The following is a 19,572-nucleotide window of genomic DNA, read 5'->3' as shown; positions in this document are numbered from 1 at the left end:
CATGAATTTTCGACGCGGCAATACCCAGGATGAGCCGGAAATCAACCTAATTCCGATGATCGACGTGTTGCTGGTCATCATCATTTTTCTGATGCTGACGACGACGTATGCCAGATTTTCCGGCCTGGAAATCAACCTGCCGACGGCGGACGCCGAAAAGAAGAGCGAACAGCCGAATGAAATCCATATCGCCGTGACGGCGAACGGCCAGGTCATGATCAACAAGTCGCCGCTGTCTGCCAACGACGTTGATTCGATCAGCGCCGCCTTGCGTCGTGCCGCCGGCGGCATGACTGAGCCGCTCATCATCGTCAATGCTGACGCCAAGGCGACGCACCAGAGCGTTATCGATGTCATGCAGGCGGCACAGGCGGCCGGGTATCCGCATATCTCTTTTGCGACCCAGTCTCCGCCGCGCTGATTGCCGTTTTTATCGTTTCGTACATTTCGTGCGGCGTTGATGCTTCATTCGTGCCTGCCTCTGGCGGCTGCCATCCGGCTTCCTTGGGTGTTCCGCCGGACCGATTGGAGTGGGCGTCCATGAACTGGCTGGCGCGTTCTCTTCCCCATTTGTGGTATCGCGCCCGACTTGCGTGGCCGTTATGGCTACTGTTGCCGTTTTCCTGGCTGTTTCGTGGGATTTCCGCAGTGCGGCGCGGGCTGTTCCGGTCAGGTTGGCTGCGCTCCCGGCAGCTTCCCGTTCCCGTCATTGTCGTCGGTAATTTGACGGTCGGCGGTAGCGGCAAAACACCTTTCGTCATCTGGCTGGTCAGCCAGTTGCGTGCGCGCGGCTGGCGGCCGAGCGTAATTAGCCGTGGTTACGGCGGGCAACAGATTGCCGCGGGGAGTGCCGATGGCATGGGCGGCGTTATGGCCGTGGTACCCGACACACCGGCTGCGCTGGCGGGCGATGAGCCCGTGCTGCTCGCCCGGCGTTGCCAGGTGCCGGTATATGTTGGACGCGACCGGGCGGCCGCGGGGGAAGCGTTGCTAGCGGCGCATCCGCAATGCAATGTGATCATTGCCGACGATGGTTTGCAGCATTACCGCCTGCGTCGTTGTGCTGAAGTCGTCATGTTTGACGGGCGCGGCGTTGGCAACGGCCATCTGTTGCCGGCCGGGCCGTTGCGCGAGCCGCTGATGCGCCTGCGGGGAGCGACGGCTATCGTCTGGAATTGCGCGCCGGAATGCCATTTCCCCGGGGAGCTGCCGCCGCAATTTTCCATGCATTTGGCGGCAGGTAATTTTTATGCGCTGCATGATCCGAATATCCATTGTCCGGCGGTGGCATTGCGTGGCAGGCGTTTGCATGCGCTGGCAGGCATTGGGGATCCATGTCGTTTTTTTGCACAGCTGGCGACGCTGGGTCTGGAATTTACCGAACATCCATTTCCCGATCATCACCGTTATACGCTCGCAGACCTTGATTTTGCGCGGGATGGCGTGCTGCTGATGACTGAAAAAGATGCGGTAAAATGCGCCGCGCTGCCCGTGCATGAGGCTTGGGATGAGGCTTGGGTATTGCCGGTCGATGCGCAGTTCGATGACGAAGATGCGCCGCAGCTGCTGAGACTGCTCGTGGAGAAACTCGATGGATGCACGCCTGCTTGATGTTCTCGTTTGTCCGGTCTGCAAGGCCGACCTGATTTACCGTAAAACTGCGGCGGAACTGGTTTGCAAGCCGTGTCGACTGGCTTTCCCGATTCGCGACGATATCCCGGTCATGCTGGAAGACGAAGCGCGTGCGTTGGAAGAAAGCGAGCTTGAATGATGCGTGCGCAGGCAGATTCACCGATGCCGTTCAAGATTGTGGTGCCGGCGCGTTACGCATCGACCCGCCTGCCGGCCAAACCGCTGCTTGATCTTGGCGGTAAACCGATGGTTGTTCGCGTGGCCGAGCGCGGCCTATTGTCGGGCGCCGAGGAAGTCTGGGTGGCCACTGACCATGCCGAGGTGCTGGCAGCGGTGAAACAACACGGTTTATCAGCGCTGATGACGCGTACCGATCACCCGACGGGAACCGACCGTCTGGCCGAAGTCGTCGAACAGCGCGGCTGGAGCGACGATACGATCATCGTCAATGTGCAGGGCGACGAACCGCTGATCGATCCGGCGTTGATTGCACGCACAGCGCAGCATCTGGCGGACAGCGGTGCGGATATTGCCACGCTGGGTTGTCCGCTAGGCGATGCCGCCGATTTTTTCAACCCCAATGTCGTCAAGCTGACCTGCCGGGAAGATGGTGATGCGCTTTATTTTTCGCGTGCGCCGATTCCCTATGCGCGCGACCACTTTAGCGGAGAAAACGGCAAGTTTTCTCTGCCGGCAGGTTTGCCCGCCTACAGGCATGTGGGGCTGTATGCTTATCGGGCACACTTCCTGCGCGCTTTCGCGCATCTGCCGCCGTCGCCGCTGGAGCGCTTCGAGGCGCTCGAACAGTTGCGTGCGCTCAGCAACGGCTTTCGCATCAGTGTGATGATCGTCGATCATCCGCCGCTGCCCGGCGTCGATACGCCCGAAGATGCAAAACGGATGCAGGGGGCTTTTTCTACCGCGGCCGATGGCCGCGGTGAAGCTTAGAGGGCTGGGGCGACGCAGTTATTTTTATCTGCAGACGCGTAATCGCAAGCAGCCTGTTCTGGTTGTCAAAACCATGTGGTTTTAACTGCTGCAAAAAAGCCTTCATTACTCTCTTCTCTCTTTAAACCCTGAGCTCTGGGTGGAATGCCAATTTTTACCATCCTTATTCTGCGCACCGAAAATTTGTCGGTGACGTATTGGTTTTAGGAAAACAGCATGACTTATCGAATCAACGATCTTGATGTACCAGAGGACAACCCATTCCAGTATGACTCACTTGATCGACGGCCTGTTGTTGAATTTCTTTCAGAACTGATTGGGCGTCTAAACGGCCCTTTTGTGATGGCGCTCGATTCTCCATGGGGATCGGGCAAAACTACTCTAGTTCGAATGCTGATAGCAGATCTTCAAAGAAAGGAGTTTCAGTGCGTCTATTTCAATGCCTGGAAGGTGGACTACATCACAGACCCATTGGTGGCGCTGGTCTCGTCGATTGACAGAATTGATTTTGGTGGAGAGGAAGCTGCGAACAATTTCAGGTCGCGCCTGAAAACCGTCAAGAAGGTCACCACGCTGCTGGCTAAACGCTGGGTGATGGCCGCGATCAAGGCGTCAACCCTCGGTGCACTGGACCTTGAGAAAGAGTACGAAGCTATCGCCTCGGAATTGACTGCCAATACAGTGGCGGACATTGTCGATGCATTCAATCAGGAGATCGAGCTGCTCAAAAAATTCCGGGCTGAACTTGAAGCAGCGGTAAAGCAGCTTCCCAACGTTGGCAAGAAACCAAATCTGGTGTTCTTTATTGACGAGCTGGATCGCTGTCGACCGACTTTTGCTATCAAGTTGCTTGAGCGAATCAAACATCTTTTTGACATCCAAAACATCGTGTTTGTGCTTTCTATAGACAAGCAGCAACTCGAAGCTATCACAGCTGCTGTGTATGGCTCAGGCATCAATGCTCCGGAATACTTGCGCCGGTTCATCGATCTGGAGTATGGCATTCCTGCAGTGCACCCTGAGCGTTATACGGAGGCGCTGATTGAGCGTTTTGGGCTGGTGCCTGTTTTTGCAAAACGCAAAAACCAAGAGACCGTTTATGACAAGGAGAATTTCGTCGAATTCTTCACGATGCTGGCAGATGCCGTTGGGCTTTCTCTCCGCGCACGTGAAAGGTGCATCACCCGACTCCGGGTCGTGATGGATCAGACACCCGAGAATCATTATCTGGATCCGATCCTGGTTGCGCTACTGATCGTTTTACGATCCAACAAACCTGATCTGTTTTCTAGAGTGGTTTCCGGAGAAGCCTCCGCAGAGACGGTGATGGAATACCTGTGTTCTCTTCCCAATGGAGAAAAATTCAGAACCGGACGGGCTGGCATCATAATTGACGCCTACCTGATAGCGTTCGATCCTAATCATGATCGCTGTCAGAAAAGAATGACGCAACTGTGCAAAGAGATTAAAGACGGCAAGTTGCCGGAGGAGCGGCGGCATGCTTCTGATCTTCTGGGCATGATAGAGAAACTAACTGGTGGCTTTCGTGGGGAGATCAGGCTGGTCAGTGTGGCTAAAAAAATTGATCTGGCGGCCATGGTGGAACCACAGTGAAATGGCAGGCATTGTTGATTTTATTTGATGCGCGTGCGCATTTACCGATCACCAGATAGTTCTTGTATGCGGAGGGGCAATTAGAAGGGAATGAGGCAGGGAACGAGACCAAGGTGTGCTGCCGTTCTGCTTGTCTTGGATCGCTGTCAACGCCGTTTGCTGAGCCAGAGTCAACCTTAAATCGCAATTGTTTAAGCAAGTGGGGATGGTGGGAGAAGTCACAACCCTCTGCAGGGATTGGTTGTTCGAGGTCTGCCTGTTGTTTGCGAATTTCCGGATTCGCGAGACAGACAGCACGGTGGACTGGCGCCGGCCCATCGAAATAAACTGATAGCCAGTGATTGGTTGATGCGCGTTTTTAACGGCTGGCCGGAGGTCGGCGTAGATTGGGCGTTTCCGGGCAACCTACCCGCTAGCCCACTGTTTACGCGGGTTTCCGGCATGCCTGCCCGCCAGCCCAGTATTGACGCGGATTCCAGAGCTATCGTGGCGGAAATGCCCAATCCACGCGGGCATCGGGCCAGGCAGCTTGGCGTTGTAGCCATGCCATTGCGATTTTCGGGATTGGTTTTCTACGTAGGTATGGTTTTTGTGGCGGATGAAACGCCGTGGATTGTGGTTTTCCGTAGGTTTGTTTGTAGTCGTTTCGGCGGTCTGAAGGATTGTCGTAGAATCATTCCTGTTAACTTCCTGTGGCGTTACAGTCGGTTGTGGTGCGCCCCAGGCGTTCGGCCGGGGACGCTGCGCGTGAATCAGGCCTGTCCCTTGGCATGAATTCATGCGGGCATTGCTTTGTTTGGGGCGTTGCCTCTTTCTTTTCACTGGGGAGATCTATGTCGGCAGGTCTTTTATTTGCGCTGGCGTGCGCAGTCGTTGCGGTAATTTATGGACTATTCATGACTCGGTGGGTGATTTCGCTGTCGCCGGGGAATGAAAAAATGCAGGAAATTGCACATGCGATTCAGATCGGGGCGTCGGCCTATCTGAATCGCCAGTATTCGATGATTGCGCTTGTCGGCGTCGTGCTGGCTGTGCTGATCGGTGTTTTTCTCGGAAAGCTGATGGCCGTTGGTTTTGTACTCGGTGCGTTGCTGTCCGGCGCGGCGGGCTATGTCGGCATGAACGTTTCGGTGCGCGCCAATGTGCGCACGGCCGAAGCGGCGCGGCGCGGCATTGCGCCGGCACTGGCCGTAGCTTTCAAGGGTGGCGCGATTACCGGCATGCTGGTGGTTGGGCTTGGCCTGCTCGGCGTGGCCGGCTATTACGCCTGCCTGCTGAACAGCAGCGGCGACTTTCATCGCGCCGTCGAGCCGCTGGTTGGGCTGGCTTTCGGCGGTTCGTTGATTTCGATTTTTGCCCGTCTGGGCGGCGGCATTTTTACCAAGGGGGCCGATGTCGGCGCGGACCTTGTGGGTAAGGTCGAGGCGGGGATTCCTGAGGATGATCCGCGTAATCCGGCTGTGATCGCCGATAACGTGGGCGATAATGTCGGCGATTGCGCTGGCATGGCCGCTGATTTGTTCGAAACCTACGCCGTGACTGTGGTGGCGACGATGGTGCTTGGCGCCATGATGCTCAAGGGTGTAGCGAATGCGAACGACGGGCTGGTGATCTACCCCTTGGTGCTGGGGGGCATTTCGATTCTCGCTTCAATTGCGGGCTGCTTTTTTGTCAAGGCGAATGAGGGCGGAAAGATCATGAACGCGCTCTATCGCGGGCTGGCGGTGGCCGGCGGTCTGGCGCTGGCGGCTTTTTATCCGGTGACGAGCAGCCTGCTCGGCGAAGGCGTGACCTTGGCCGATGGCAGCGTGCTCGCCTCGTTCAATATTTTTGCTTCGGCGGTTGTCGGACTGGTGCTGACGGGGCTGCTGGTCTGGATTACCGAGTATTACACCGGCACTGATTTCTCGCCGGTCAAGCATGTGGCGGAAGCCTCGACGACCGGTCATGGCACCAATATCATCGCAGGGCTGGGGATTTCGATGAAGGCGACGGCGATGCCCGTCGTCTGTGTCAGCCTGGCGATTTATCTGACGCACCAGTGGGCGGGACTATACGGTATTGCCATCGCGGCGACCTCGATGCTGTCGATGACCGGCATCATTGTGGCGCTTGATGCGTATGGGCCGATTACCGATAACGCGGGGGGCATCGCCGAAATGTCGGGGCTGCCGCAGGAAGTGCGTGATGTGACCGATCCGCTCGATGCCGTCGGTAATACGACCAAGGCCGTCACCAAGGGCTATGCCATCGGTTCGGCCGGGCTGGCGGCGCTGGTGCTGTTTGCCGATTACACACATGCGCTGGAAGCGCGGAATTTCGTGACGACTTTCGATCTCTCCGATCATATGGTTATCATCGGCCTTTTCATCGGCGGTCTGATTCCCTATCTTTTCAGCGCCATGGCGATGGAGTCGGTCGGTCGTGCCGCCGCTGCGGTCGTTCTTGAAGTGCGCCGTCAGTTCAAGGAAATCCGCGGCATTATGGACGGTACTGCGAAGCCTGATTATTCACGCGCGGTCGGTATTCTGACATCGGCGGCCATCCGCGAAATGATCCTGCCTTCGCTGCTGCCGGTTGGTGTTCCCGTACTGCTCGGCATGTTGCTCGGGCCGAAAGCGCTGGGCGGCTTGCTGATGGGGACGATCATTACCGGCCTGTTCGTCGCCATTTCGATGACGACCGGCGGCGGTGTCTGGGATAACGCCAAGAAATATATTGAAGACGGCCACTTCGGCGGCAAAGGTTCGGAGGCGCACAAAGCGTCGGTGACGGGCGATACGGTTGGCGATCCTTACAAAGATACGGCAGGTCCGGCAGTCAATCCGCTGATCAAGATCATCAACATTGTGGCGCTGATGATCGTGCCGATGTTGCCGCTGGCGACCTGAACTTAAACGCTTCTGCCGGAGGCTAAAACACTCCAGCCGGACTGGCATATCTCACAGAAGCAAAAAGGCAGCGCGTGGGCGCTGCCTTTTTTATGCCTGAGCTGCCGGTAGGGATGTCATTGGGGGATACTGGGTATTCCTACGGGGTATTCCTCTGAAACCCGCGTAGATAGGGCGTTTCCGAGCAGAGGCCTCTGAAGCCCTTATAAATAAAGGGCTAGCGGGCGGGGTGCCCGGAGATGGCCTAAATATAAGGGGTTTCAGGCACCTCCTCTGAAACGCCCTAAATAAGCGGGCTTCAGGCCACCTTTTTTGGGCGATGCGCCTGCGCTTCCGCCCCCCCCGTTTTTCCAATTCTCTCCCTGTCGGGGAAATGTTCCGAAACCCGCGCGGATAAAGGACTTCAGGACAGGTGTTCTGAGATACTTTAAGTACAGGAGTTACCAAGGCCTGCGCGCTGACCTTCCCACTATGAAACTTCTCTTGATGCCGTTGCGCTGTGCAGCAGCGCGCCCCGCTGACTTTCCTACCTTCTTTCTTTATCTCGCCAAAGAAAGTCAGCAAAGAAAGGCGACCCCAGGCGCAGAAGACTCCTTGTCGCGGGTCGCTTGTCGGCGGGCTTGATAACTCGCTCACGCTCAGACAATCAAGCCCTTGTTCCCGCCAAGCCGCCCCGCGCCTGCAGCTGCGCCTAAAGGGGTTTCTGGGTGCTTCGTAGTGATCGAATACGCAAAGGGGCATGCTTGGAAATCCGCATAAATAGACCAGAAAACATAAAATGCCCTAAAGCCTTCTAAATACGCGGGGTTCAGGGGATCAAAAAACATAAACCAAAAAAATAGCGTCTTACTTTGTGAAAATACAGCGTTGCTGTGTTGGCCTGGCTTTGCCGTACTGAATGGTCTGTCTGCGGCTTACCGCCTTGTCTTTTGCAAAGTCGAGCGATAGCGGCCCTCTTTGCCAAAATACTTCGTTGGCTTCGCCTTGCCGTACTACTCGTACTGTCTGCGGCTCGCCGCCTTGTCTTTTGGCAAAGTCGAGCCGCTATAGATTGTCTGGTTTTTAAAAAGGGCTGCCCGCAACCCCGCGTGGATAGGGCATTTTCGGGAAGGTGCCTCTGGAACCCTTATAAATAAAGGACTAGCGGGCGGGGTGCCTGGAGATGACCTAAATATAAAAGGGGTTTTAGGCACCTCCTCTGAAACGCCCTAAATACGTGGGCTTCAGGCTACCTCTTTTTAGAGATGCGCCTGCGCTTTCGCACCACGCGTTTTTCCAATTCTCCCATGTCGGGGAAAGACCCCGAAACCCGAGCAGATAAAGGACTCCAAAGCATCTACCCGGAGGCGCCCTGTTTATAAGGGTTTTAGTATGTTCCCTCGGAGATGCCCACTCCACGCGGGCTTCAGGGGCGCGCCTTTTTTATCTCTCACGCCGATGGGTGATTCAAGGCGGCGACCTGTGGATTCAGCGTGTATAGCCCCGTCAGCCTGGCCTGGGCGAGAATGTGTCCATGCAGGGCGGCGCGCGCTTGGGCGCCGGTAAATTTGCCCTCGATCGGTAGGCGCTCGACGTCCAGCGCATAGAGCGTGAAGATGTAGTGGTGGACGATTTCGTCATTCCATGGCGGGCAGGGGCCATCGTAGCCAAAGTAATCGCCGCGCATGTCGTGATCACCCGCGAACCAGGTCGTGTAATCGTTGAGTCCCTGGCGCGCGCCGTGTAGCGCAGCCGGGCCGGCTTTGCCGCGCGGCGTCACTTCTTTGGAAAATTCGCCTGCACGGATTTCGCGCAGGTCTGCCGGCAGATCGATCAGCGTCCAGTGGAAGAATTCGATGCGTGGCAGGCTGGCCGGTACGCTGCGTCCTTCCTGGTTGACGTCGTCGCCCTGGCTCGGGACGTCCGGATCGTGGCAGATCAGCGCAAAGGATTGGGTTTTTTCCGGCACTTCGCTCCATGCCAGATGCGGATTCATGTTTTTGCCGAGGCAAACATGGTGCGTCGGATCAGGCTGGCAAAAGGAAAAATCCCCAGGGATGTTTTGACCCTCGGTGAAGCTGTTGCTGCTGAGTTTCATAGCGCGATCTCCTTGTTGGGGGCTGAAAGGTTCAGGCTTTCCGTTGAAAATCCCGCAGCCGAAAGCCCATAATGAAAAGTGTCATGAAATACGTCGCGGCGGCGAGCGGCACCAGCCATATCAGCCGGAGCAGGCGCTCGGTAGATGTCCAGCGTAACCATTCCGTATCCTGACCGCCGGCCAGCCAGAGCACGCTGCCCATGCATAGCAGCGCCAGCGCTAGTTTGCCATAAAACGCCAGCCAGCCAGGTTGTGGCGTATAGATGGCATGGCGACGCAGGCCACGGTAGAGCAGTGCGGCGTTAAGACAAGCCGCCAGTCCGATTGCCAACGCCAGTCCGGCGTGTTGCAGCCAGCCGATCAAGGCCAGGTTGAGCGCCTGTGTCATGCCGAGCGTCAGAATACCGATCTTGACCGGCGTGCGGATGTTCTGGCGGGCATAAAAACCGGGTGCCAGCACCTTGACAAGGATCATGCCCAGCAGGCCGATGCTGTAGGCGACCAGCGCATTGCGCGTCATGAGCACATCATGGGCGGTAAAGGCCCCGTGATGGAAGAGCGTGGCGATCAGCGGCACGGCAATGATCGCTAGTGCCACGGCAGCGGGCGCGGCCAGTAGAAAGGTCAGGCGCAGGCCCCAGTCGAGCAGCTTTGAGTATTCCTCCGTATTGTCACTGGCGTGGTATTTGGCAAGTGAAGGTAAAAGGATGGTGCCCAGCGCAGCGCCCAGCAGACCGGCGGGAAATTCCATCAACCGGTCGGCGTAATACAGCCAGGAGACGCTGCCGGTATCGAGGAAGGAAGCGAAGATGGTGTTGATGAGCAAACTGATTTGCGAAACCGAAACGCCAACTACGGCTGGCGCCATCAGTTTGAGAATGCGGCGTACGCCTTCATCCCGCCAGTCAAGGACGAAGCGTGGCAGCATGCCGATGCGCTTGAGGCTGGGCAGCTGGAAGGCAAGCTGTAATGCGCCGCCGAGGAAAACTGCCCAGCCGAGCGCCATGACTGGCTGTGAAAAATGAGGAACGGCAAACAGTGCCATGCCGATCATGGCGACGTTGAGCAGAACCGGCGTGAATGCCGGCACGGCAAAGCGGCTCCAGGTATTGAGAATACCGCCGGCGAGCGCGACCAGCGACATGAACAGGATATAAGGGAAGGTGATGCGCGTCAGCGTGACCGTGAGCGCAAATTTATCCGGTACATCTGTGAAACCCGGCGCAGAAACATATACCAGCAACGGTGCGCCGACCATACCGAGCAATGTGACCCCAAGTAAGACAAGGAACAGCAGGGTCGCCACACGGTCAATCAGGTGCTTTGCCTCGGAATCACCGCTTCTGTTCTTGTATTCGCCGAGAATGGGGACAAAAGCCTGTGAGAATGCGCCTTCGGCAAAAAGCCGGCGCAACAGATTGGGCAGTTTGAAAGCAACAAAAAAAGCGTCGGTCATCATGCCGGCGCCAAAAACGCGGGCGATGACGAAGTCGCGCACGAATCCGAGAATGCGCGAAAGGAAAATCATACCGCTGACGGTGGCGAGCGCTTTGAGCAGGTTCATCGTTGTTTTGCTTTCAGGCCATCATCTTATTCCATTTCCGGATTCAGGCAATTTAACGCCGTTCGAATATTATCGGCCGCCGGCGCGATTTTGATAGGAATTCTGGCAGCGTTCTGTAGTCCAGTGCTGATATCGAATGTTGTCGGGGAATTTTGCATGAATATCGGCAGGGCTAAAGAGTGCAAAATTCTTGCGCAGAGCGGCATGTCACTGTAAAATCGCCCACTTTCGATTAACCCCTACTCTATTTAGGACAAAGATTCATGGCCAATAGCGCACAAGCGCGCAAGCGCGCCCGCCAAGCCAACACGCATCGCGCCCACAACGCCAGTCTGCGCTCAACCCTGCGCACGGCCGTTAAGCGCGTGCAAAAGGCGATTCTCGCTGGTGATCAAGCGGCGGCAAAGAATATTTATCAAGAATCGGTTTCGGTGATCGATCGGATTGCCGACAAGGATGTGATTCACAAAAATAAGGCGGCGCGTCATAAGAGCCGGCTGTCGGCGCAGATCAAAGCGCTTGCAGGCTGATTTTTGACGCTTGAAGCGCATTTGGAATCGTTATAAACGGCGTCTATAGACGCCGTTTTGTTTTTCTGTCTAACGAGGCAGAAAAATGGAGTGGATATATGTATCAGAATATGTGCTGTTGGGCGTATTGCAGCGCAGGCATGATGTACAAGCCCTAGTTTTTCCCTTAGAATCCCTTTCCTGCTGGAAAATTCTTCCAGCAGATTTTTTCGATTTCAGCAGAATATGCGGTTGCGTGGTTTTGGTTTTGTAATCTTTCCGGCGGCGCGAGCCGCCGTTTCATTTTAAGCGTCCGCTATTGAGCGGAGCGGAATATCAGGAGACGTTGATGTCCCATGTGATGAATACATACGCTCGTTTGCCGGTAGCATTGAGCCACGGTGAAGGGAGCTGGGTCACTGATACTGAAGGGAAGCTCTACCTGGACGCACTGGCCGGGATTGCCGTGTCGACACTCGGCCATAACCATCCCGACCTAATCATGGCTATTTCCGCACAGGCTGGCCGTTTACTACATAGTTCCAATATATACCGCATGCCGCAACAGGAGCAGCTGGCTGACAAGTTGGCCGTGCTATCAGGCATGCAGGAAGTATTTTTCTGCAATTCTGGCTGTGAGGCCAATGAGGCGGCAATCAAGCTGGCCCGTTTTTATGGACACCGGCGTGGCGTTGATGAACCGCAGATTATCGTCATGGAAAAAGCTTTTCATGGACGTACATTGGCGACTTTGTCGGCAACCGGAAACCGTAAGGCGCAGGCGGGATTCGAGCCGCTCGTCCCCGGTTTTATCCGCGCGCCATTCAACGATCTGGCTGCCGTCCATGCGCTTGCCGAACAGAATCCATCGATTGTCGCCGTCATGATCGAGGTCGTGCAAGGCGAGGGGGGCGTGCACATGGCGGATATCGAGTATCTGCGCGCTTTGCGCACCTTATGCGATGAACGCGGCTGGTTGCTGATTTGCGATGAAGTGCAGTGCGGTATGGGGCGCACCGGTACCTGGTTCGCTTTTCAGCATGCTGGCATCGTACCCGATGTCGCCACGCTGGCCAAAGGTTTGGCCGGTGGCGTACCAATTGGCGCCTGTCTGGCGGCGGGCAAGGCAGTGGGGTTGTTCGGGCCAGGTAACCACGGCTCGACTTTTGGCGGCAACCAGTTGGCAACGACCGCGGCATTGACGGTGCTGAACGTCGTCGAGCGTGATGGCCTGATGGGTAATGCGATCCGACAAGGGGCGCTGATTCGCAATGGCCTGGGCGCCGCGCTGGCGGAGGTCCGTGGGGTTGTCGATATCCGCGGCCAGGGGCTGATGATTGGTATCGAACTCGATCGGCCATGCGCCGAGCTGATGACACGTGCGCTGTCGATTGGGTTGCTCATCAATGTAACGGCCGAAAAGGTAATTCGTTTGCTGCCGCCGCTGACGTTTTCCGAAGAAGAGTCGAAGGAGCTGGTTGCCCGTCTCGCAGAATTGATCCACGACTTTCTGAAGATTTAATCGGAGTTGACGATGACAACCGGCAATTCGACTTCCGCCGTCAAGCATTTTCTGCAATTCAAGGATTTTACACGCGAAGAATTTTCCTACCTGTTTGAGCGGACGCGCTGGATCAAAGCGCAGTTCAAGGGGTATCAGCGCTATTGGCCGCTGGCCGACCGTACGCTAGTCATGATTTTCGAGAAAGCGAGCACGCGTACACGCCTGTCGTTCGAGGCGGGGATGCAGCAGCTTGGCGGCAATGCCATTTACCTCAATACCCGTGACTCGCAACTGGGACGTGGTGAGCCGGTGGAAGATGCTGCCCAGGTCATGTCGAGAATGTGCGATCTGATCATGATCCGGACATTTGAGCAGCGTATCGTCGAACGTCTGGCCTCTGCGTCACGGGTGCCGGTTATCAACGGACTGACCAACGAATTTCACCCGTGCCAGATCATGGCCGATATTTACACCTACATCGAACAGCGTGGGCCGATACAGGGCAAAACCGTGTGCTGGATCGGCGACTCGAACAATATGTGCTACACCTGGCTACAGGCGGCAGAAACGCTGGATTTCAAGGTCAATGTCTCGACCCCGCCAGGTTACGAAATCAAGCCTGAACTGGCCGGTTTAAAGAATACCGGTCATTTCGAATGTTTTTCCGATCCGCTGGCGGCTGCGCGGGGCGCCGACATCGTGACGACGGATGTATGGACATCGATGGGCTTTGAGGTAGAAAACGAGGCCAGATTGCACGATTTTGCCAATTGGCGGGTAGATGCCGCCATGATGCGTCTTGCCAGGCCGGACGCGATCTTCCTGCACTGTTTGCCGGCACATCGTGGTGAAGAGGTGACAGCGGAAGTCATTGATGGCGCGCAGAGCCGTGTTTGGGACGAGGCCGAAAACCGGCTGCATGTGCAAAAAGCATTGATGGAGTACCTGGTGCTTGGCCGCGTCTGAGTGCCCCAGAATTTGCATGATGGATTGGTAGATTGAGAGTTCGTGACGCAGCCGGATAAAGCTGCATTTGTAAAATACGCAAGCATGGAGCAATGGAAATGAGCGATATCAAAAAAGTGGTTCTCGCCTATTCAGGCGGCCTTGACACCTCGGTCATCCTCAAATGGTTGCAGGATGTTTACCAGTGCGAAGTCGTTACCTTTACGGCGGATCTCGGCCAGAACGAAGAGCTGGAACCGGCGCGTGCCAAGGCATTGAAGCTGGGCATCAAGCCGGAAAACATCCATATCGAAGATCTCTGCGAAGAATTCGTGCGCGACTACGTTTTTCCGATGTTCCGCGCCAACGCGGTCTATGAAGGCGAATACCTGCTGGGCACGTCTATTGCGCGGCCGCTGATCGCCAAACGCATGGTTGAAATCGCCAAACAGACCGGCGCGCAGGCGGTCTGCCATGGCGCGACGGGCAAAGGCAACGATCAGGTGCGTTTCGAGCTGGGTGCGTATGCGCTTAACCCGAACATCAAGATCATCGCTCCGTGGCGTGAGTGGGATCTGCTCTCGCGTGAGAAGCTGCTGGCTTATGCGGAAAAGCATGGCATTCCGATCGAGATGAAGCATAAACAGGGCGGTTCCCCCTATTCGATGGATGCGAATATGCTGCACATCAGTTACGAAGGCCGCCATCTCGAAGATCCGTCGGCGGAGGCTGAAGCGTCGATGTGGCGCTGGACGGTCTCTCCGGAAGCCGCGCCCGACAAGGCGGAATACGTTGACCTGGAATTTGCTAAAGGCGATCTCGTCGCCATCAATGGTGAGCGTATGAGTGCCGATAAACTGCTGCGCAAGCTCAATGAGCTTGGCGGCAAACACGGCATCGGTCGGCTCGATCTCGTTGAGAACCGCTATGTCGGCATGAAATCGCGCGGCTGTTATGAAACGCCGGGCGGCACGATTCTGTTGAAAGCGCATCGCGCTATGGAATCGATCACGCTTGATCGAGAAGTTGCACACCTTAAGGATGATCTGATGCCCCGTTACGCCAGCCTGATTTACAACGGCTACTGGTGGGCGCCGGAGCGTATTGCCCTGCAGGCGCTGATCGACCACACGCAGCAAAATGTCAACGGCTGGGTGCGCCTCAAACTGTATAAAGGCAACGTCGTCGTCGTCGGCCGGGATTCGAAGACTGACTCGCTGTTCGATCCTACCATCGCCACCTTCGAGGATGATGCGGGTGCGTTCGACCAGAAAGATGCGGGTGGCTTTATCAAGCTCAACGCATTGCGCATGCGCATCGCTGCCAACCACAGGGCGCGCAAGGGCTGATCGAAGGATTGCCGCGTTGTTTGCTTTCCCCCGCGACGCCGCCTTCCGGGGCGGCGTCTTGCGTAGACTGCCAAGGTATTCCCGTCCGTGCTGGAGCAATTCATCCGATGATTTCACGGGCTGAACGGCTGATGTGAGCGGCCAGATGCCGATTTATTCGAGGAGCCAGTAAAAATGCCGAGTTTTGATTTTTCTTCCGAAGTCGATATGGTTGCACTGAAAAATGCGCTCGATGTCGTCAGTCGCCAAATCGATGCGCGTTACGATTTCAAAGGCACATCGGCCAAAGTCGAACTCAACGACAAGGATAAGCTCATTACCTTGTTTGGCGATTCCGAATTCCAGCTGGGGCAGATCAAGGACATTCTGTTTCCGGCGATGGAAAAAAAGGAAAAGGAAAGCGTCAAACGGCTTGACCCGCAAGCCGTACAGAAAATTTCCGGCAACAAGGTCAAGCAGGAACTGAAGGTCAAAATCGGCATCGAGACTGAGCTGGCGAAGAAAATCGTCAAGATGGTCAAGGAAGCCAAGCTCAAGGTTCAGGCCACGATCCAGGGCGATGCCGTGCGCGTTTCCGGCGCCAAGCGTGACGATTTGCAGTCGTGCATTGCGCTGGTGACCAAAACCATTACCGATTACCCGATCAAGGCGGGCAATTTCCGTGATTGAGTCTGTGCCACAATCTGCGGCGGATGCTCTCGTGCAGTACCCGCCGCAGCTGCCTGGGTAACGTCTCCTTTGACCGCCATTTCCCGCATCCCCGATCACGCCGCCGATCCGCAGATACCGGCGGAACGGGAAAATAGGGCGCCGGGTGCGTTATCCCCAGGTGCGTTATCCCTATCCTGGGCGGAGGAATTGCGCCGGGTTTCCAGCGCGGTGAGCAAAACAAACCTGCGTGTTGCACCCGGCCATCAGCGGATTTTTTACCTGTTGCATTGGCGGACGAACAGCCGGAAAAATCTCCAGGCATTCGGTGTATCGCTGCGCAAGGGACGCGATCCGGACAATGCCGAAGAATGGTGGGATCTTGAATCGGCGCTGCGCAGACGGCCGCCTTATGTCAGCGACGAAGATCACCAGATCATCGCCCTGCTGCTGGCGGCGCAGGGGCGCAGCAACGGATTGCGCGCCTTCAGTCTGGAAGCGCCACAGAGCGCGGAAATTCTGCGGCGAATGGCGCGTACCGGGCGCTTGTGTCCGGCGTCGGATCTGTCGCCGCTGACACTGGCCGGCGCCCGCCCGGCGGCCTTGCTCTGGCAGCGTGGGCGCGACGGCTTGCAGCACCCCCTGTTGCAGGTATCGCCGTCGGCTGACCTGATCATCCCGTTGTCGCCGCCGTGGTACATCGACCTTGAGGCCGGCGTCATTGGAGAGATCGGGCTTTCCGGGCCGCGGGAAACCCTGACTTTGCTGCTGTCTTCCCCCGGATTATCGGAACGTGAGGCGGCTCGGATCCGCACTGCGCTTGGCGAGAGCGGAAGTAACCTGCGTTTGCCCGCCATTGATGCGGCGGTATTGCGGCAGATCCGCAGCGCGCCGGTGGCCTTATTGCGCCTGTACTCGATCACGACCCATGGCAATACGGCCTGGCGCGCTTACCAGGTGCAGGATGGGCGTGACCTGTTTGACCTGGCCGAGCCGATTTTCCGTTACGAAGATGCCGAGGTTCGTCCCGGCGATGTGGATGATTTTTGCTGCCTGCCGGATGGCGAGGCTGTGCATGTTGTCAGGCGCCCCGAACAGGAACGCGCGCTGCTGGCGCATCTGCACCGGGCAGGGCTGCAAGCCGTGCCCGACGGCGTGCTGCGTGCCTTTGGCAGTCCGCCGGACGGTGTCTATGGCCTGGCCCGGGAGGAAGACTGGCCGGCCTTCATGCGACAGAAACTGGCGGAATTGCGGGACGCCGGGTGGCAGATCGAGTTCGACAGCGATTTTCGCCATCATTTTGTTGAGGTTGATGCCTGGGATGCGGCACTGATCGACGCGGGGAACGACTGGTTCGATCTCGACATGGGCATCGTTGTCGAAGGCGAGCGCGTGCCTCTGGCGCCGCTGCTGGCGGCCTTGTTCCGGCGCGATGGGCGTTGGCGGGACATCGTTCAGGTCAACGGCATCGACGATGCCGAATTCGTTGAGCTGAGGATGCCCGATCTGCGCCGCGTGCGCGTGCCGGCGGCGCGCCTGAAGCCCCTGGCATTGGCGCTGGTCGATCTTTTTGACCGATTGCCGGAAGGCCCCCATCTGCGCATTTCACGTTTTGATGCGCCGCGTTTGCGCGAATTCAGTGATCCGCGGCGCTGGCAGTTCAATGGACAGCGCGACGTGCTGGCCCTGGCCGATCGTCTGCGTTCGGCGCAGGGCATCGGTGACATCGAGCCGCCGCGCGGCTTGGCGCTTGATCTGCGCCGCTATCAGCGGGAAGGCCTGGCCTGGCTGCAGTTTCTGCGCGAGCAGAATCTGGCGGGCATTCTGGCGGACGATATGGGGCTGGGCAAAACGGCGCAGGCACTCGCCCATCTCTTGCTGGAAAAAGAGTCCGGCCGCCTTGATCGGCCGGCGCTGGTTGTACTGCCCACCTCGTTGATTTTCAATTGGCGCAACGAAGCGATGCGCTTTGCCCCGGGGCTGTCGGTACTTTCCCTGCATGGCGCCGAGCGGAAAGCGCGGTTTGCCGAAATCGCCGATCATGATGTCGTCTTGACAACCTATCCGCTGCTCTGGCGCGATGCCGATGCACTGACGCGCCATCCTTATCATCTGCTCATTCTCGACGAGGCGCAGACGGTCAAGAACGCCCGCAGCCGCAGCGCCGAGATTGTCCGCCGTATCGAGGCGCGGCACCGTCTTTGCCTGACGGGAACGCCGCTGGAAAACCATCTTGGCGAACTGTGGAGTCAGTTTGATTTTTTGCTGCCGGGGTTTCTTGGCAGCCGCAGCAATTTCACGCGCTACTGGCGGACGCCGATCGAGAAAATGGAAAACAGGCCGCGCCGTGACCTGCTGGCGCGCCGGGTGCGGCCATTCATCCTGCGACGCCGCAAGGAAGACGTGGCGCGAGAACTGCCGCCGAAGACCGAGATTGTGCGCAAAGTGTCGTTGAGCGGCGGGCAGCGCGATCTCTATGAAACGGTGCGTGTCGCCATGGACGCGGCGGTGCGCGAAGAAGTATTCAGCAAAGGCTTCGGGCACAGTCAAATCGTGATTCTTGATGCCTTGCTCAAACTACGCCAGGTCTGCTGCGACCCGCGCCTGGTCAGGCTGCCGCTGGCGCAGCGCGTCAAAGAGCGCGCCAAGCTGGAGCTGCTGATGACCCTGTTGCCCGGGCTGATCGAGGAAGGGCGGCGTATTCTGGTGTTTTCGCAATTCACGCAGATGCTGGCGCTGATCGAAGCTGCGCTCAGGCAGAAAAGTCTCGACTACGCGCTGCTGACGGGGGATACGAAAGACCGCGAAACGCCGGTGCGCCGTTTCCAGTCGGGAGAGGTGCCGGTATTTCTGATCAGTCTCAAGGCCGGTGGTATTGGCCTGAACCTGACGGCGGCGGATACGGTCATCCATTTCGATCCCTGGTGGAACCCGGCGGCTGAAAACCAGGCGACCGACCGGGCGCACCGAATTGGCCAGGACAAGCCGGTTTTTGTCTACAAACTGATTGTTGCCGGCAGTATCGAGGAAAAAATTCTGGCACTGCAAGAACGCAAGGCCAATCTGGCCGACGGCATTCTCTCGGATGATCGCGCCGTCCGCTTCAAATTTGGCGAGGAAGACGTCGCCGCGCTTTTCGCGCCGCTGCCGTCCTGATGCGCTGAATCCCTTTATTTATAAGGGTTCCAGAGGCAACCGCCCGCAAACGCCCTATCCACGTGGGGTTCAGAGGGGCACCCTGATCACCTTACACAACGGCTCGACTTTACCAAAATACTGTGTTGGCTTGCCTTGTCTTTTGGCAAAGCCAAGCCGCTATATTTTGAGCGTCTCAAATATGGGTGCGCTGAACCCCGCGTAAATAGGGCGTTTCAGAGAATTTGCCCGTAAACTCCTTGTATTTAGGGCATCTCCGGGGGGTTGCCCTGAATCCCTTTATTGATAAGGGTTTCAGAGGTACCTACCAGAAACGCCCAATCTACGAGGGCTTCCGGGCATGCCCCTTCGCGCATTCGATCATTCCGAAGCACCCAAAGCCCCCTTAGGCGCAGCCGCAGGCGCGGGGCAGCTTGGCGGAATCAAGGGCTTGATTGTCTGAGCGTGAGCGAGTTAATCAAGCCCGCCGTCAAGCAAACCCGCGACAAGGGGTTTTCTGCGCCTCGGGGTCGCGTTTCTTTGCTGACTTTCTTTGGCGAGGCAAAGAAAGTCAGCGGGGCGCGCTGCCGCTCAGCGCAACGGCATTAAGAGGAGTTCCGTGGGTGAAAGTTGGCGCGCATGCTTTAGTAATTCTTGTTTTTTAGTTTCAGGACACCTGCCCGACAGCCCGTGTATTTAGGGCATTTCAGCGCACATGCCCTGTTTACGCGGGTTTCCGGGCGTCCCTTCTGAAAC

Annotated in this window: 14 protein-coding genes; 12 read left to right on the top strand and 2 right to left on the bottom strand. The window is 57.1% G+C overall.

Going from position 1 to position 19,572, the window contains the following annotated elements:
• Nucleotide 1 precedes the first annotated feature (1 nt).
• The 6 genes from ABCS64_RS06385 to ABCS64_RS06360 all read left to right on the top strand — a co-directional run bounded on the left by ABCS64_RS06385 (nt 2) and on the right by ABCS64_RS06360 (nt 7,085).
• Nucleotides 2-421 (top strand): ExbD/TolR family protein, encoded by a 420-nt coding sequence (locus tag ABCS64_RS06385; RefSeq protein WP_418891042.1) that lies wholly within the window; start codon nt 2-4, stop codon nt 419-421.
• 119 nt (nt 422-540) lie between these two features.
• A complete protein-coding gene (lpxK, locus tag ABCS64_RS06380) occupies nt 541-1,611 on the top strand; it encodes a tetraacyldisaccharide 4'-kinase (protein ID WP_418891041.1) in 1,071 nt (356 codons plus the stop codon).
• The gene (locus tag ABCS64_RS06375; RefSeq protein WP_418891040.1) at nt 1,592-1,771 is read left to right on the top strand and encodes a Trm112 family protein; all 180 of its coding nucleotides are present in this window, start codon (nt 1,592-1,594) and stop codon (nt 1,769-1,771) included. Before lpxK ends, ABCS64_RS06375 begins: the two co-directional genes overlap by 20 nt.
• Nucleotides 1,772-1,794: 23 nt before the next feature.
• A complete protein-coding gene (kdsB, locus tag ABCS64_RS06370) occupies nt 1,795-2,580 on the top strand; it encodes a 3-deoxy-manno-octulosonate cytidylyltransferase (protein ID WP_418891039.1) in 786 nt (261 codons plus the stop codon).
• Between the two features lie 216 nt (nt 2,581-2,796).
• Entirely contained in the window at nt 2,797-4,194 is a 1,398-nt protein-coding gene (locus ABCS64_RS06365; RefSeq protein WP_418891038.1) for a KAP family P-loop NTPase fold protein, read from the top strand.
• A gap of 833 nt (nt 4,195-5,027) precedes the next feature.
• Nucleotides 5,028-7,085, top strand: coding sequence for a sodium-translocating pyrophosphatase (locus ABCS64_RS06360; protein WP_418891037.1), 2,058 nt, complete (start codon nt 5,028-5,030; stop codon nt 7,083-7,085).
• A gap of 1,429 nt (nt 7,086-8,514) precedes the next feature.
• Here ABCS64_RS06360 and ABCS64_RS06355 read toward each other — a convergent pair.
• Both ABCS64_RS06355 and murJ read right to left on the bottom strand, forming a co-directional pair.
• On the bottom strand, nt 8,515-9,162 hold the full coding sequence (locus tag ABCS64_RS06355; protein ID WP_418891036.1) for a YbhB/YbcL family Raf kinase inhibitor-like protein: 648 nt from the start codon (nt 9,160-9,162) through the stop codon (nt 8,515-8,517).
• 31 nt (nt 9,163-9,193) lie between these two features.
• Nucleotides 9,194-10,726 carry a murein biosynthesis integral membrane protein MurJ gene (gene murJ / locus ABCS64_RS06350; RefSeq protein ID WP_418891035.1) on the bottom strand — a complete coding sequence of 511 codons (1,533 nt, stop codon included), beginning with the start codon at nt 10,724-10,726 and terminating at the stop codon, nt 9,194-9,196.
• Between the two features lie 263 nt (nt 10,727-10,989).
• Here murJ and rpsT point away from each other — a divergent pair, with 263 nt between their 5' ends.
• The 6 genes from rpsT to ABCS64_RS06320 all read left to right on the top strand — a co-directional run bounded on the left by rpsT (nt 10,990) and on the right by ABCS64_RS06320 (nt 18,837).
• Nucleotides 10,990-11,256: a 30S ribosomal protein S20 gene (gene rpsT / locus ABCS64_RS06345; RefSeq protein ID WP_418891034.1), complete on the top strand. Its 267-nt coding sequence runs from the start codon at nt 10,990-10,992 to the stop codon at nt 11,254-11,256.
• Nucleotides 11,257-11,584: 328 nt separating this feature from the next.
• Nucleotides 11,585-12,757 (top strand): aspartate aminotransferase family protein, encoded by a 1,173-nt coding sequence (locus ABCS64_RS06340; RefSeq protein WP_418891033.1) that lies wholly within the window; start codon nt 11,585-11,587, stop codon nt 12,755-12,757.
• Nucleotides 12,758-12,769: 12 nt separating this feature from the next.
• Nucleotides 12,770-13,705 (top strand): ornithine carbamoyltransferase, encoded by a 936-nt coding sequence (gene argF, locus ABCS64_RS06335; RefSeq protein ID WP_418891032.1) that lies wholly within the window; start codon nt 12,770-12,772, stop codon nt 13,703-13,705.
• 98 nt (nt 13,706-13,803) lie between these two features.
• A complete protein-coding gene (locus ABCS64_RS06330; RefSeq protein ID WP_418891031.1) occupies nt 13,804-15,033 on the top strand; it encodes an argininosuccinate synthase in 1,230 nt (409 codons plus the stop codon).
• Nucleotides 15,034-15,207: 174 nt separating this feature from the next.
• Nucleotides 15,208-15,702, top strand: coding sequence for a YajQ family cyclic di-GMP-binding protein (locus ABCS64_RS06325; protein ID WP_418891030.1), 495 nt, complete (start codon nt 15,208-15,210; stop codon nt 15,700-15,702).
• A 69-nt stretch (nt 15,703-15,771) separates the two neighbouring features.
• Nucleotides 15,772-18,837, top strand: a complete 3,066-nt coding sequence (locus ABCS64_RS06320) for a DEAD/DEAH box helicase (RefSeq protein WP_418891029.1) — start codon at nt 15,772-15,774, stop codon at nt 18,835-18,837.
• Nucleotides 18,838-19,572 lie beyond the last annotated feature (735 nt).

The organism is Dentiradicibacter hellwigii (assembly GCF_041770905.1).
Taxonomy (GTDB): Bacteria; Pseudomonadota; Gammaproteobacteria; order Burkholderiales; family Rhodocyclaceae; genus Propionivibrio; species Propionivibrio hellwigii.
The sequence above is the reverse complement of the archived record's forward strand: the minus strand, read 5'-3'. Positions and strand labels throughout refer to the sequence as shown.